The organism is Borborobacter xinjiangensis, from assembly GCF_047739745.1.
Taxonomy (GTDB): Bacteria; Pseudomonadota; Alphaproteobacteria; order Rhizobiales; family Rhizobiaceae; genus Pseudaminobacter.
In genome coordinates, this window is sequence record NZ_JBLLVA010000022.1 from 1 (window position 1) to 14,633 (window position 14,633).

Annotated in this window: 14 protein-coding genes; 6 read left to right on the forward strand and 8 right to left on the reverse strand. The window is 62.9% G+C overall.

The window, feature by feature from the left end:
* Positions 1 to 111 precede the first annotated feature (111 nt).
* From ACLKMW_RS19685 to ACLKMW_RS19710, 6 genes are all read right to left on the reverse strand, one after another.
* The gene (locus ACLKMW_RS19685; protein ID WP_415726214.1) at positions 112 to 267 is read right to left on the reverse strand and encodes a hypothetical protein; all 156 of its coding nucleotides are present in this window, start codon (positions 265 to 267) and stop codon (positions 112 to 114) included.
* 202 nt (positions 268 to 469) lie between these two features.
* Positions 470 to 1,453 carry an iron exporter MbfA gene (mbfA, locus tag ACLKMW_RS19690; protein ID WP_415726215.1) on the reverse strand — a complete coding sequence of 328 codons (984 nt, stop codon included), beginning with the start codon at positions 1,451 to 1,453 and terminating at the stop codon, positions 470 to 472.
* Positions 1,454 to 1,533: 80 nt separating this feature from the next.
* Entirely contained in the window at positions 1,534 to 2,673 is a 1,140-nt protein-coding gene (locus ACLKMW_RS19695) for an ABC transporter permease (RefSeq protein ID WP_415726216.1), read from the reverse strand.
* Positions 2,670 to 3,587, reverse strand: coding sequence for an ABC transporter ATP-binding protein (locus ACLKMW_RS19700; RefSeq protein ID WP_415726217.1), 918 nt, complete (start codon positions 3,585 to 3,587; stop codon positions 2,670 to 2,672). The genes ACLKMW_RS19695 and ACLKMW_RS19700 overlap by 4 nt, the downstream gene beginning before the upstream one ends.
* A gap of 129 nt (positions 3,588 to 3,716) precedes the next feature.
* Positions 3,717 to 4,664, reverse strand: a complete 948-nt coding sequence (locus ACLKMW_RS19705; protein ID WP_415726218.1) for an HlyD family secretion protein — start codon at positions 4,662 to 4,664, stop codon at positions 3,717 to 3,719.
* Positions 4,661 to 5,359, reverse strand: a complete 699-nt coding sequence (locus ACLKMW_RS19710) for a CerR family C-terminal domain-containing protein (protein ID WP_415726219.1) — start codon at positions 5,357 to 5,359, stop codon at positions 4,661 to 4,663. The genes ACLKMW_RS19705 and ACLKMW_RS19710 overlap by 4 nt, the downstream gene beginning before the upstream one ends.
* Before the next feature lie 80 nt (positions 5,360 to 5,439).
* Here ACLKMW_RS19710 and ACLKMW_RS19715 point away from each other — a divergent pair, with 80 nt between their 5' ends.
* Positions 5,440 to 5,913, forward strand: coding sequence for a CYTH domain-containing protein (locus ACLKMW_RS19715; protein WP_415726220.1), 474 nt, complete (start codon positions 5,440 to 5,442; stop codon positions 5,911 to 5,913).
* Between the two features lie 113 nt (positions 5,914 to 6,026).
* Here ACLKMW_RS19715 and ACLKMW_RS19720 read toward each other — a convergent pair whose 3' ends face one another.
* Positions 6,027 to 6,740, reverse strand: coding sequence for a phosphatase PAP2 family protein (locus ACLKMW_RS19720; protein ID WP_415726221.1), 714 nt, complete (start codon positions 6,738 to 6,740; stop codon positions 6,027 to 6,029).
* A 145-nt stretch (positions 6,741 to 6,885) separates the two neighbouring features.
* Between ACLKMW_RS19720 and ACLKMW_RS19725 the strand changes: the two genes are divergently transcribed.
* The gene (locus tag ACLKMW_RS19725) at positions 6,886 to 8,877 is read left to right on the forward strand and encodes a PhoX family protein (protein ID WP_415726222.1); all 1,992 of its coding nucleotides are present in this window, start codon (positions 6,886 to 6,888) and stop codon (positions 8,875 to 8,877) included.
* A gap of 116 nt (positions 8,878 to 8,993) precedes the next feature.
* On the opposite strand, the gene ACLKMW_RS19730 is transcribed toward ACLKMW_RS19725, so the two are convergent.
* Entirely contained in the window at positions 8,994 to 9,332 is a 339-nt protein-coding gene (locus ACLKMW_RS19730; protein WP_415726223.1) for a hypothetical protein, read from the reverse strand.
* Positions 9,333 to 9,514: 182 nt separating this feature from the next.
* Between ACLKMW_RS19730 and ACLKMW_RS19735 the strand changes: the two genes are divergently transcribed.
* The 4 genes from ACLKMW_RS19735 to ACLKMW_RS19750 all read left to right on the forward strand — a co-directional run bounded on the left by ACLKMW_RS19735 (position 9,515) and on the right by ACLKMW_RS19750 (position 14,627).
* Entirely contained in the window at positions 9,515 to 10,219 is a 705-nt protein-coding gene (locus tag ACLKMW_RS19735) for an SDR family oxidoreductase (RefSeq protein WP_415726224.1), read from the forward strand.
* 82 nt (positions 10,220 to 10,301) lie between these two features.
* A complete protein-coding gene (gene lepA / locus ACLKMW_RS19740; RefSeq protein WP_415726225.1) occupies positions 10,302 to 12,107 on the forward strand; it encodes a translation elongation factor 4 in 1,806 nt (601 codons plus the stop codon).
* A gap of 46 nt (positions 12,108 to 12,153) precedes the next feature.
* A complete protein-coding gene (locus ACLKMW_RS19745; protein WP_415726226.1) occupies positions 12,154 to 12,324 on the forward strand; it encodes a hypothetical protein in 171 nt (56 codons plus the stop codon).
* A gap of 137 nt (positions 12,325 to 12,461) precedes the next feature.
* Positions 12,462 to 14,627, forward strand: coding sequence for a malate synthase G (locus ACLKMW_RS19750; protein WP_415726227.1), 2,166 nt, complete (start codon positions 12,462 to 12,464; stop codon positions 14,625 to 14,627).
* Positions 14,628 to 14,633: the final 6 nt, after the last annotated feature.

The following is a 14,633-nucleotide window of genomic DNA, read 5'->3' on the forward strand; positions in this document are numbered from 1 at the left end:
TGTGGCAAAGACATGGGACGGAAAAGTTCATCTATCACACTTGACCACGGTCATAAGAGCTAGCGGCCCATGCGCGGGGAATGATTGCGGTCGTCGCGAGTTTTCAATGGATCAGCGAAAGGTGGCGGGGGTATCGAGCACCGCCCGTTGACGGCGAGCATAAGCAGGGCCGGGACCGCGCATATAGTGGCGCTCGGGCCGGTAGGTGGGGGCCACGAATTCACGGATCGCCGTGGCGTAGTTGGTGAGGTGTCTCCAGAGTGCCATTTTTCTTCAAATCCAGGTCCAATCGGGTGTCCCTTCCGATATAGGCATCAATGTAGCGTACGGTCGTGAACACTGCGTAAACGCGATGTTAATCTCTGCCTGAAAATGCCGTGAATCATGGCTGGAAAGCGGAGGATTGACGGCCTTTTGCCGGCGGCCTGCACATAGCCGCCGGCTGTAGCTTTCGCGCAACAGAATCAAGTCACGCGTTGCCGATCAGCACGCCCGCCGCCAGCACCAGCGCACCGCCGAGCACCACTTGCAGCGAGGCGCGCAGCCAGGGCGTTTCCATGTAGCGGTTCTGGATGAAGACGATCGCCCAGAGCTCGACAAAGACGACCGCAACCGCAATCGTCGTCGCCGTCCAGAAGTCGGCGATCAGATAGGGCAGGGCGTGGCCGAGCCCGCCGATGGCCGTCATGATGCCGGAGGCGAGGCCGCGGATCACCGGCGAGCCGCGGCCGGAAAGCTTGCCGTCATCATGCACGGCTTCTGTGAAGCCCATGGAAATGCCGGCACCCACGGATGCCGAGAGCCCGATCAGAAATGTCTGCCAGGTATCGTGCGTGGCGAAGGCGGCGGCAAATATCGGCGCCAGCGTCGAGACCGAACCGTCCATCAGCCCCGCCAGACCAGGCTGCACCATGGTCAGGATGAATTGCTTTCGCTCAGCCGCAGCCTCCTGTGAGCGGACGTCCTCGGGCGCATGCTTCATGCCGAGGCGTTGCGCGAGCGATTCATGCGACTTCTCGGCCGCAGCCAGATCGCCAAGCAGCTTGCGGGTGGAGGCATCCGCCGTGCGCTTGGCAGCCTCGATATAGAAGCGGTAGGCCTGTTCCTCCATCTGCTCGGCCTGCGCGCGCACCTTGTCGATGCCGAGCGGGCGCACCAGCCAGTCCGGCTTGCGGTCGTACCAGTCGCGCACATGCTCGCGGCGGATCAGCGGAATGCGTTCGCCGAAGCGCCGGCGATGAAGATCGATGAGTACCGCGCGATGCCCGTCCTCTTCTTCGGCCATTTCCTCAAACAGCCTGGCTGAATCCGGAAACTGCTCGGCCAGGCCATCGGCATAGGCACGGTAGATGCGGGCGTCGTCCTCTTCCGAGGAGATCGCCAGAGCGAGGATTTCCTGTTCCGTCAGGGAAGCGAAGGAGCGGCGGCCAAAGCCGAAAACGCGTGAAAGCATGAAACAAATTCCAGTTTAGAATTATTCTAAACTAGAGATGTTGAACGTTGATTTCAATACGCCCAACGTTCCGATGGTGCCTAATCCAGTGTGCGCCTGAACCGGAACAGTGCCGCCGCCGAGAATAGGGCGACGAAACCCAGCAGTGCCATCACCTCACCGGAAATCGCGGCAAAATCCGCTCCCTTAAGCATCACGGCACGGATGATACGGATGAAATGCGTCAGCGGAAAAATCTCGCCGAGCACCTGCGCCCAATCCGGCATGCCGCGGTAGGGAAACATGAAGCCAGAGAGCATCAGCGAGGGCAGGAAGAAGAAGAATGTGAGCTGCATCGCCTGCATCTGCGTGCGCGCCATGGTGGAAATCGTATAGCCCAAAAGCACCAGCGACAGCACGAAGATCAGGATCGCCGAAAACAGGATCGGCATCGAGCCGACGAACGGTACCGAAAACATCAGCGTCGCGGCGGCCAGCACCACCGCCACCTGCACGGCACCAACCACCAGGAATGGCAGCACCTTGCCAAGCATGATCTCCGTCGGGCTTGCCGGCATGGCAAGCAGGTTTTCCATGGTGCCACGCTCGGTCTCGCGGGTCAGCGCCATGGAGGTCATCATTACCATTGTCATCTGTAAAATGACGCCGAGCAGGCCGGGCACGATGTTGTATTGCGAGATGCCTTCCGGATTGTAGCGGCGATGAACCACGACCTGAAGCTGCCTGCCGGCTTCCTCCTTGGCTTCCGCCTGGCGGCCCTGTTCGCGAAGCAGCGCCTGCGCCGCCACAGTTCCGAGTGTCGATATGGCGCCGCTCGCCACGGCCGGATCGGTGGCATCGGCTTCGATCAGGATTTGCGGGTGATCGCCCCGGTCGACGCGGCGGGCGAAATCGCTCGGGATCGTCACTGTAAACGCCACCGCGCCGGAGGCCATCAGTTCCTCCGCCTCCGCCGCACTTTGCACCACATGGTCGAACCGGTAGTAGCCCGTCATCTGCAGGGCGGAAACGACGGCGCGCGTATACTGGTCGTGGCTGGTCGAAACCAGCGCCGCCGGCAGGTCCTTGGGGTCGTTATTGATGGCGTAGCCGAACAGAACGAGCTGCATCAGCGGAACGCCGAGCATCATGGCGAAGGTGATGCGGTCGCGCCGCATCTGGATGAATTCCTTCATCAGCAGCGCGCCGAGCCGGGCGAAGGAAAACACCGCGCTTGTCATGCCATATTGTCCTTCGACCTAGCCATGAACTGGATGAATACGTCCTCCAGGCTGGTTTCGCCGGGCTCCACGCGCGTTCCTTCGCGCTGGGCGATCGCCTTCAGCGTCGCTTCCAGCAGCGCGCGGTCGGAGCCGACGACATGCAGGGTGGTGCCGAACGGCGCCACCTGTTCGACGCCGGGCTTACCTTCGAGCGCTGCCGCCACCTCGTTCAGCTTCGGACCGGCCACTACGAATGTGGTCAGCCCGGCATTGGCGATCACCTCGTCGACCGTGCCGCTCGCCAGCATCTTGCCATAGGAGATGTAGCTGATGCGGTGGCAGCGCTCGGCCTCGTCCATGTAGTGCGTGGAAACGAGCACGGTCAGCCCGTCGCGTGCCAGCCGGTGGATCTCATCCCAGAACTCGCGCCGCGCCTTCGGGTCGACGCCTGCCGTCGGCTCGTCGAGCAGAAGCAGGCGGGGCTTGTGCATGATGCAGGCGGCAAGCGCCAGCCGCTGCTTCCAGCCGCCCGAAAGCGTGCCGGCAAGCTGATGCCGTCGCGAACTTAGCCCAAGTTCTTCGAGGGTTCGGCCGACATGTTCCTCAACGGGCCTCAATTGATAGAGCCGCGCCACGAATTCGAGATTCTCGGCGATGGTCAGATCCTCGTAGAACGAGAATTTCTGGGTCATGTAGCCGACTTCGCGCTTGATCTTCAGCGTCTCGGTGCGGAGATCGTAGCCCAGCACCCGGCCTCCGCCTTCGTCGGGTGTCAGCAGGCCGCACATGATGCGGATCGTCGTCGTCTTGCCGGAGCCGTTCGGCCCGAGGAAGCCGACGATCTCGCCTTCGGCGACACTCATCGTCACGTGGTCGACAACCGTCTTGGTGCCGAACCGCTTTACCAGACCGCTGACTTCGATGGCGTTCATGGCGCGCCGCTCTTGGCTGGAGAGCGAGTGGCGAATAGCGAATAGGGAATAGAATGTTGCGTGTTTGACATTGCCGGACCAATCGAGTTCTTCGCTACTCGCTACTCGCTACTCGCTACTCGCTACTCGCTACTCGCTCTCCAATCGCACATCCACGATCTGCCCCGGCTGCAACGGCGTGGCGTCGCCCTCCGGCCGCGCTTCGACGAGGTAGACCAGCTTCTGGCGTGTCTCGAGCGAATAGATGACCGGTGGCGTGAACTCCGGGTCGGGCGATACGTAGCTCACACGTGCCCGCAAGCCGTCGCGGCAGCCGTCACAGCGCACCGAAAGCATCGAGCCGACCTTGATTGTCGAGAATTGTGCCTCGGGCACGAACACCTTCAGCTTGACCGCACCGTCGGGCAGCATGGAGATCACCGGGGAGGAGGGGCCGGCAACGTCGCCGGGATTGCGGATCACGTCGCTGATGCGGCCGGCAGCCGGCGCCTGGATGGTGCGCTGGGAAAGTCGCCAGCGCGCCTGTTCGAGCTCGGCCTCGGCTCCTTTCACCTGCTGTTCGGCCGCCTTGATCGTTTCGGCGCGCGCGGGCAGGCCGGCCACCGCCAGATTGGCCTCGCTCTGGCCGATCTCGGCCCTGGCGACCTCGACGGAGGTGGAAGCTTCGTCGAACTGCGCCTGGGTGGCGATGCCGCGCTTGAAGAGGTCGGTGACGCGCGAAAGCACGCGCTCGGCCTCCTCGGCCTTTGCCTTGGCTGAACGCACCGCAGCTTCAAGCACGGCAATCTCTTCCGGGCGTTTGCCGATCTTGAGGTCCGCCAATTGCGCATTGGCTTGCGCCAGGCTCGCTTCGGCCCGTGCCACCGCGATCCGCGCATCGGCATTCTCCAGCATGCCGATTTCCTGTCCGGCCGCGACCTGATCGCCGCGCCTGACGGCGATCGACTGCACCTGCGCCACCTCGATCGGCGCCAGAAGCACATAGTCGCCCTCCACATAGCCGACAGCTAGCGGCTCCTGCGCCAGACAGGACGAGAACAGCGAGGCCATCAGGGGCAGGGCGCATAGAAGGCTCATGGCGTTCGGCCTTTCCGGGCAGTCAGGATCGCATCCAGATTGCTTTTGGCGACCGCAACCACCTGCGAGGCTTCCGACCGGCCGATATCGCTCCAACCCATGCGGCGCATGACAGCCTCGCGGCCGATGCGGAAATAGACGACCTGGCCAATCAGGGTGAAAATGACGAGCTTGGTTTCGTCGCTCTCAGCCGGCTCGCCGGTCGCCGCTTCCCAGATGGCGCAAAGCCGCCGGTGCGTCGGCTCGAACACGCCGTCATAGATCCGGTCGAGGGCGGTGGTCGGCTGCGAAAGTTCACGCAGGACGAATTGGACGATTTCGCCGGCTTCCGGCCGCGCGACGATGAAACCCATCATCGCCTCGAGAACGTTCGACAGCTGTGCCTCGGCCGTATGCCGATCCGGCTGCTGCCCGCCGCGGATTTGCAACTTGCCGAGTGCCGTGCCGGCAATGTCGCCGATCGTCTTGACGATATAGTCGGCGACGGCGGTCCGCAGCCCTTCCTTGCCGCCGAAATGATAGGCGATGGAGCCGATATTGGCGTTGGCGCGCGCGGCAATCTCGCGTGTGGAGGTGCCGTCGAAGCCCTTCGCTCCAAACAGCGACAAGGCTGCATGAACCAGGGCCGCACGGGTCTGGTCGGCTGAGGGAGAGGGTGGCTGGCGCGCTGGCGTCGATTTCTTTCGTTCGGACATGCTCAAGAATTTAATCAATCGAATGATTAAAGTCAACTGCATCTTGCTCAGCGGGTTTGGGTAGGCTTTAGTCTCGTTTTATGGCCAAGGAGATCGAGCGCAAATTTGTGGTGGACGGAGCGGGTTGGCGCGACCTTACCGAGCGCGCCATCCCAATGCGGCAGTTCTATCTGGCCGCCGCGCCCGACCGGTCGGTGCGCATACGCGTCATCGGCGGTGTAACTGCGGTGCTGACCCTGAAATTTGGTCGTCGTGCGCGCGAACGTGACGAGTTCGAATATGCGATCCCGCTGGAGGAGGCGCGGGAGATGGAGGCTTTCGCCGTTGGCCATGTGATCGAGAAGACGCGCTACCACGTCCGCCACGATGGCTTCCTCTTCGAGGTCGATGTCTTTGCCGGCGAGCTGGCCGGTCTCGTCCTGGCCGAACTGGAAACGCCGGACGAGATGCCCGACGCCACGCTGCCAGCCTGGCTCGGACGTGAAGTCACCGACGAGGCTGCCTACTCCAACGCCGTGCTGGCGCTTCGCGGCCGGCCGGCGGAGCCGTCATGACGACAGCGGCCGATACCCTCCTTGACCGGCTCGGCTGCTGGCTCGCCGATCGCCTTCAGCGAGAATCCTTAGGCTACGAGCCTTATATCGCGTCGATTCGCAGACGTGCATGATCACGCATCATCATTCGACTTGCCTTCATTGGAGCCCCGCCGCAGCACCCAACGCGCGATGAGCCAGCACAGCATCGCCCAGGCTGCGCCTGCACACCATCCGGCCAGCACGTCGGTCGGCCAGTGGACGCCGAGATAGATGCGGCTCAGGCCGATGAGAAAGGTCAGGAGAACGGCGATGCAGATCACATAAATCCTGGAGGCCCGGTCGGGCATGATGCGCGCCAATAGCGAACCGAGCGTCAGGTATGTCACCGCCGAAAGCATGGCATGGCCGCTTGGAAAGCTGAGCGTATGCACATCGGCCAGATGCGAGACCAGATCGGGGCGCGGGCGGTCGACACCGAGTTTCAGGAGGCTGCTCAAAACCTGTCCGCCGGCCACCGCAGCGAACACGAAGAGCGCGGCGCGCGGCTTGCGTGCGACCAGCAGGTACAGGATGGAAGCAGCCGTGAGGAAGGTCAGGATCGCCGTGCCGCCAAGGCCGGTGATGTCGCGAACCACGCCCTCCATCCAGAACGGCCCGATCGGCGTGGCCGGATCGCCGGGTGTGCGGAAGGCAAGCAGGATGGCAGTGTCGAAGCCGTGAGGCGAGGCGTCGCGGGCGACTTCCATGAGTTCGACGAAACCCCACAGCCCGCCGGCCACGATCAGCCACGCCACCAATACCTTGAATTCGATTCTGCCACGAAGGGCGGCCAGCAGGTTTCGCATCACATCCACTCAATAGCAGCGCGTCCACGGCGCGCAACGGTGCCGGTGTGCAAATGATACGTTGTCCCGCCCTGTCATCTTGCTGTTACGTCCCGGCGATAGCGGTGCGCCGTCTCAAGCCATCGACGAAGCCAGAGGAAAATCGATGAACGATCATCTCTCTCCCGACAGGAAATTCCGCACCAGCCTGCTCGAGGAGAACGACGGGCCGAGCCGCAACCCGACGCAGAACCCGACCATGGGAGAGCTTATTGGCGCGCGCTTTTCACGCCGGGGCTTCCTGCGGGGCTCACTCGCCGCGACTGCGATCGCCGCGACCGTCAGCCCGATTGCGCTGATCACCGCCGAAAATGCCCGCGCCGCCAATGGTTCGGCCTTCACCTTCGATGAAGTCGAGGCCGGGATCGACGAGAAACATCATGTTGCGTCCGGCTATGACGCCGACGTTCTGCTGCGCTGGGGTGACGGGCTGTTTGCGGACGCCCCGGAGTTCGATCCGACGAAGCAGAGCGCCGAAGCGCAGCGCCGCCAGTTCGGCTATAACAACGACTATGTCGGCTATATTCCGCTGGACGGCTCGGCCGAGCACGGCCTGCTCGTCGTCAATCACGAATATACCAACCCGCACCTGATGTTTCCGGGCCTGGTCACGGTCGCCGACGGCAAGATCAAGCAGGCGCCGTTGACGAAGGAGCAGGTCGACATAGAGATTGCCGCCCATGGCTGCACGGTGGTCGAGATCCGCAAGACGGACGGCAAATGGCAGGTGGTGAAGGAGGGAAAGCTGAACCGCCGCATCACCGCCGACACGCCGATGCAGCTCACCGGACCGGCCGCCGGCCACGAGCGGCTGAAGACCAACGCCGACGCCACCGGAATCAAGGTTCTCGGCACGATCAACAACTGCGCCGGCGGCGTGACGCCCTGGGGCACCTACATCATGGCCGAGGAGAACTTCCACGGCTACTTCACCGGCGAATTGCCCGCCGGCCACAAGGAAGCCGCCAATTATGAGCGCGTTGGCGTACCGGAAGGCACCTATGAATGGGCGGCCTTCTACGATCGCTTCGATCTCTCCAAGGAACCGAACGAACCCAACCGCTTCGGCTGGATCGTCGAGGTTGACGTGGACGATCCCAACTCCGTGCCGAAAAAGCGCACCGCGCTTGGCCGCTTCAAGCATGAGGGCGCCGAATCCATCGTCGCCAAGGACGGCCGCGTCGTCTTCTATCTCGGCGACGACGAACGCTTCGACTATGTCTACAAATTCGTCACTGCCGGAAAATTCAATCCGGACGACCGTGCGGCCAATATGGACCTGCTCGACCAGGGCACGCTCTACGTCGCCAAATTCGCCGAGAACGGCAGCTTCGAATGGCTGCCGCTGGTTCATGGTGAGGGGCCGCTGACAGCCGAAAACGGCTTCGACAGCCAGGCTGACGTGGTGATCGAAACCCGCCGCGCCGCCGATCTTCTTGGCGCAACCAAGATGGACCGGCCGGAGGACATCCAGCCGAACGGCGTCAACGGCAAGGTCTACGTGATGCTGACCAACAACACAAAGCGCAAGGAAGGGCAGGTCGACGCCGCCAATCCGCGCGCCGAAAACGCCTTCGGCCATATCATCGAACTCATCGAGGCGGATGGCGATTTCGCCGCCACCCAGGGCAAGTGGGAAGTCCTGCTGAAATGCGGCGACCCCTCGGTCGCCGAGGTTGGCGCTTCCTTCTCCACCTCCACGACGGCCAATGGCTGGTTCGGCATGCCCGACAATTGCGCGGTGGATTCGGTTGGCCGTCTCTGGGTTTCGACCGACGGCAATTCGCCGGAGGCCACCGGCCGCACCGACGGCTTGTGGGCGGTCGATACCGAAGGCGAGGCGCGCGCCACGTCGAAGCTGTTCTTCCGGGTGCCGGTGGGAGCCGAAATGTGCGGTCCGCTGTTCACGCCCGACGACCAGACGGCGTTCGTCGCCGTGCAGCACCCCGGCGACGGTGGCGAGGATTGGGAAGGTTTTGGGCGTCCCTCTTACTACGAGGACCTGTCGACCCGTTGGCCCGACTTCAAGGATGACATGCCGGTGCGGCCGGCCGTCGTCGCCATCACCAAACAGGGCGGCGGCAAGATCGCGGTTTGATCGAACGCCTCTGTCGGCAACCTTGCCGCTTCCTCCTTCTCCCCGTCATGCGGGGAGAAGGTCCGGCAGGGATGAGGGGGCAACGTCGTCGGATCGAGATTTCCGCCTCAGCCCCGTTATTTCCCGCCCGCCGCCGGCCCGAACATGATCATGCCGACGGCTACGACGGCGAGAACCAGCCCGGCGCTCTGGACCGCGCCGAGTCGCTCGCCGAAATAAGCCAGCGCAATCACGTTTACCGCCACCAGTTGGATCACGGCCGACAGGCTGAAGGCCGATGACATGCCGAATTCGCGCACCAGCCTCAGCATGATCAGATTGCCGAGCGAATAAAGCAGCAGCGTAAGCACCAGCTTGCCGATGCCGGGAGCCAGAGCCCAGCTCTTGGCGACGGCTGCCGCAAAAAGAAAGATCGCCGTCGTGGCGGCCAACTGCGAAATGCCGGACAGGGTCAAGTCGTTCTCCGTTGGTCGGGCTGAGTGCGAAGCGTTGGGCGTCGATCTGTCCGGTAAAGGCGGCGGGGCGTCAAGATGGCTGCTGCTTACTGAAGCGGCCATGGCCGGCTGACGGTTGGGCCAACATCTTGCCGCGCCGCAATAGCCCGCCTACCTTGCCGGCGCAAAACAGGGACGGACAAATGGCGCAGCTCAAAGTGGCGATCATCACGGCAGGCGGCAGCGGCATGGGCGCGGATGCGGCGCGCAAGCTCGCCGAGGACGGATTCCGGGTGGCGATCCTGTCCTCCTCCGGCAAGGGCGAGGCCTTGGCGACAAAGCTCGGAGGCATCGGGGTCACCGGCTCCAATCGCTCCAACGAAGATTTGAAGCGCCTGGTCGACGCCGCGTTTGCGAAATGGGGCCGCATCGATGCGGCGGTCAACAGCGCCGGTCATGGCCCGCGCGCACCGGTGCTGGAGATCAGCGACGAGGATTGGCATCTCGGCATGGAAACCTATCTGCTCAATGCTGTCCGCGTCGCCCGTCTGGTAACGCCCATCATGCAGGCGCAGAAATCCGGATCGATAGTCAACATCTCGACCTATGCAGCTTTCGAGCCGGAAGCGCTGTTTCCGACTTCGGGCGTGTTCCGCGCCGGCCTTGCCGCTTTCACCAAGCTGTTCGCCGATAAATACGCACCCGACAATGTGCGCATGAACAATGTGCTGCCGGGCTTCATCGACAGCCTGCCGGAGAAAGACGAGCGGCGCGAGCGCATTCCCATGGGCCGCTACGGTCGCGTCGAGGAAGTGTCGGAAGTCATTGCCTTCCTCGCCAGCGACCGGTCAAGCTACATCACCGGGCAGAACATCAGGGTCGACGGCGGCATCACCAGATCGGTGTGAATGGCGAAAGCCCTCCGCCTGGCGCGGCGGCTTGCGAATTGCCGCTTTGCCTTTTGCCCGCGCGCTGCTAAATGCGCGCACCATGACCACACCGCTCGACCATATCCGCAATTTCTCCATCGTCGCTCATATCGACCATGGCAAATCCACGCTTGCCGACCGGCTGATACAGTCGACCGGCGGCCTGGAGAGCCGCGACATGAAGGAACAGGTGCTCGACAATATGGACATCGAGCGCGAGCGCGGCATCACCATCAAGGCGCAGACTGTGCGTCTGAAATACCGTGCCAAGAACGGTGAGGACTATATCCTCAACCTTATCGACACGCCCGGCCATGTCGACTTCGCCTATGAGGTTTCGCGCTCGCTTGCCGCCTGCGAGGGCTCGCTGCTGGTGGTCGACGCCTCCCAGGGTGTCGAGGCGCAGACGCTCGCCAATGTCTATCAGGCGATCGACAACGATCACGAAATCGTCGTGGTGCTCAACAAGATCGACCTGCCTGCCGCCGAACCCGAGCGCATCAAGGAACAGGTCGAGGAAGTCATCGGCATCGATGCCAGCCAGGCCGTTCATATCTCGGCCAAGACCGGCCTCGGCATTCCCGACGTGCTGGAAGCCATCGTTCATCAATTGCCGCCGCCGCGCGAGGGTGATGCCAATGCGCCGCTCAAAGCGATGCTCGTCGACAGTTGGTACGACGCCTATCTTGGCGTCATCGTGCTCGTGCGTGTCATCGACGGCGTGCTGAAGAAGGGCCAGACCATCCGCATGATGGGCACCGGCGCCAAATACCCGGTGGAGCGCACCGGTTTCTTCACGCCCAAGATGATCCAGGCCGACGAGATCGGCCCCGGCGAGTTCGGCTTCATCACCGCTTCCATCAAGGAAGTGGCTGACACTCGCGTCGGCGATACCATCACCGAGGACCGGCGTCCGACCCTCAAGGCTCTGCCGGGCTTCAAGCCGGCGCAGCCGGTGGTGTTCTGCGGCCTATTCCCGGTCGATGCGGCGGATTTCGAGGATTTGCGCGCCGCCATGGGCAAGCTGCGCCTCAACGACGCCTCCTTCTCGTTCGAGATGGAAACCAGCGCGGCATTGGGTTTCGGCTTCCGGTGCGGCTTCCTTGGCCTTCTGCATCTGGAGATCATCCAGGAACGGCTGGAGCGCGAATTCAATCTCGACCTCATTGCCACCGCGCCGAGCGTCGTCTACCGCATGGAGATGACCGACGGTACGGTCAAGGAACTGCACAATCCGGCCGACATGCCCGATCTGGTCAAGATCGACCATATCGAGGAGCCGTGGATTCGCGCCACCATCCTCACGCCCGACGACTATCTGGGCGGCATCCTCAAGCTTTGCCAGGACAGGCGCGGCATTCAGGCCGATCTTTCCTATGTCGGCAAGCGCGCCATGCTGGTCTACGATCTGCCGCTGAACGAGGTGGTCTTCGATTTCTATGACCGGCTGAAATCCATATCGAAGGGCTATGCCAGCTTCGACTACCACCTGACCGATTATCGCGAGGGCGATCTGGTCAAAATGTCGATCCTGGTCAATGACGAGCCGGTCGATGCGCTTTCCCTGCTGGTGCACCGCTCGGCGGCGGAGAAGCGTGGCCGCGTGATGTGCGAGAAGCTGAAGGAACTGATCCCGCAGCACATGTTCAAGATCCCGATCCAGGCGGCGATCGGCGGCCGGATCATTGCCCGCGAGACGATCTCGGCGCTGCGCAAGGACGTGACCGCGAAATGCTACGGCGGCGACGTGAGCCGCAAGCGCAAGCTCCTTGAAAAGCAGAAAGAGGGCAAGAAGCGCATGCGCCAGTTCGGCAAGGTCGACATCCCGCAGGAAGCCTTCATCCAGGCGCTCAAGATGGGCGACTGAGGCCCTTCGGCTTCACCGCCTTGTACGCGATACTGCTCCACAACGGATGATGCGCCTTCTCCGAGCTTTAGTCTGTTCCATCCTGTCGCTCGCCCTGTCGGCTTGCGTGGCGCAGAAGGTCGTGCCGACGCCTGCTGACACCGCACCTGCCGTGGACCAGATTCCGCATGGCATCAAGCCCTTGACGCTTGAGCAGGAAGAGCAGATTGCGCAGTAGAGGATGTCGTCGCCGGTGCGATGCCGTCCTTGGCTTTTTGGCTGTGAGCGGGGGCGAATCCGGGATGATTTGACCCTGCAATCCCGACGTGGTCAAAGGGCGGCAAACAACTCGCTCAGGGGGTCTGGAGAAGTATCATGGACGATATGGTCGAAGTGTCGGAACTGCGCGTTGCCCGCGAGTTGCACGACTTCGTGGTGGGCGAGGCGCTGGCCGGCACCGGCATCGAGGCGGCAGCCTTCTGGGACGGCCTCTCGGCGATCGTTCATGATCTCGCACCGAAAAACCGGGCGTTGCTCGCCCGACGCGAGGACCTGCAGGAGAAGCTCGACCGCTGGTATCGCCAGCATGGCGCGCCGGTCGACATGGAGGCCTATCGCCGCTTCCTGACCGAGATCGGATACCTGGTTCCGGAGGGGCCGGCATTTCAGGTGACCACGGAAAATGTTGATCCGGAGATCGCAGTGGTCGCCGGGCCGCAGCTCGTCGTCCCGGTCATGAACGCGCGTTACGCGCTGAACGCCGCCAACGCCCGGTGGGGCTCGCTTTACGACGCGCTCTACGGCACCGACGCCATCCCGGAGACAGCGGGCGCCGAGAAGGGCAAGAGCTACAATCCGGTGCGAGGAGCTGCCGTGATCGCCTGGGGCCGCAAGTTCCTTGACGAGTCGGTGCCGTTCAAGACCGGATCATGGGCTGAAGCCGGCAAGCTCACGATTAAGGATGGACGCCTGAACGTGGGTGCCGCCGAGCTTGCCGATCCAGCGCAGCTCGTCGGCTATCGCGGCGAGGCGGCGGCGCCCTCGTCGGTTCTCCTGCGCAAGAACGGGCTGCACATCGAAATCATCATCGATGAGGCGCATGTGATCGGCAAGACGGACGCGGCCGGCATCGCCGATCTCGTCATCGAAGCGGCGCTGACGACGATCATGGACTGCGAGGATTCGATCGCGGCGGTCGACGCCGAGGACAAGGTCGTGGTCTACCGCAACTGGCTTGGCCTGATGAAGGGCGATCTGAGCGAGGAGATTTCGAAGGGCGGCAAGACGTTTACGCGCAGCCTCAACCCTGACCGGACCTATACCGCGGCGGATGGAGGCGAGATCACGCTTTCCGGCCGCTCGCTGATGCTGGTGCGCAATGTCGGCCACCTGATGACCAACCCGGCCATTATCGATCGTGACGGAAACGAGATACCCGAAGGCATCATGGATGCCGCGATCACCGCGCTGATCGCTCTCAACGACGTGGGGCCGAACGGCCGTCGCGCCAATTCGCGCGCCGGTTCCATGTATATCGTCAAGCCGAAAATGCACGGGCCTGAGGAAGTCGCCTTTGCCGTCGAGCTTTTCGGGCGTGTCGAACAGTTGGTCGGCATGCCGCGGAAAACCATCAAGATGGGTATCATGGACGAGGAGCGGCGCACCACCGTCAACCTCAAGGAATGCATCCGCGCCGCCAAGGAGCGCGTGGTCTTCATCAATACCGGCTTCCTCGACCGCACCGGCGACGAGATCCATACCTCGATGGAAGCCGGACCGATGATCCGCAAGGGCGACATGAAGGAGGCGGCCTGGATTTCAGCCTACGAAAACTGGAACGTCGACACCGGACTGGAATGCGGACTCGCCGGTCACGCGCAGATCGGCAAGGGCATGTGGGCGATGCCCGATCTCATGGCGGCAATGCTGGAGCAGAAGATCGCCCATCCGAAAGCTGGCGCCAACACGGCCTGGGTGCCGTCGCCGACGGCGGCAACGCTTCACGCCACCCATTACCACAAGGTTGACGTGCACGCCGTGCAGGCGTCGCTCAAGAGCCGTCCCAAGGCGCGGCTCGACGACATCCTCTCGGTGCCGGTGGTCCTGCGCCCGAACTGGACGCCTGACGAGGTCCAGCGCGAGCTCGACAACAATGCGCAAGGCATTCTCGGCTATGTGGTGCGCTGGGTCGACCAGGGGGTTGGCTGCTCCAAGGTGCCCGACATCAACGACGTCGGCCTGATGGAGGATCGCGCCACGCTGCGCATCTCCTCGCAGCACATTGCCAACTGGCTGCGCCATGATGTCTGCTCGCACATCCAGGTGATGGACTCCTTGCAGCGTATGGCGGCGATCGTCGACCTGCAGAATGTCGGCGATCCACTCTACCGGCCGATGGCGCCGGATTTCGAGCAATCGCTGGCCTTTCGTGCGGCCTGCGACCTCGTTTTCGAGGGCCGCGCTCAGCCCAACGGCTACACCGAGCCGGCGCTGCACAAGCGCAGGCTGGAACTGAAGGCACGCGACCGGGCGGCCAAATAGGCGCTG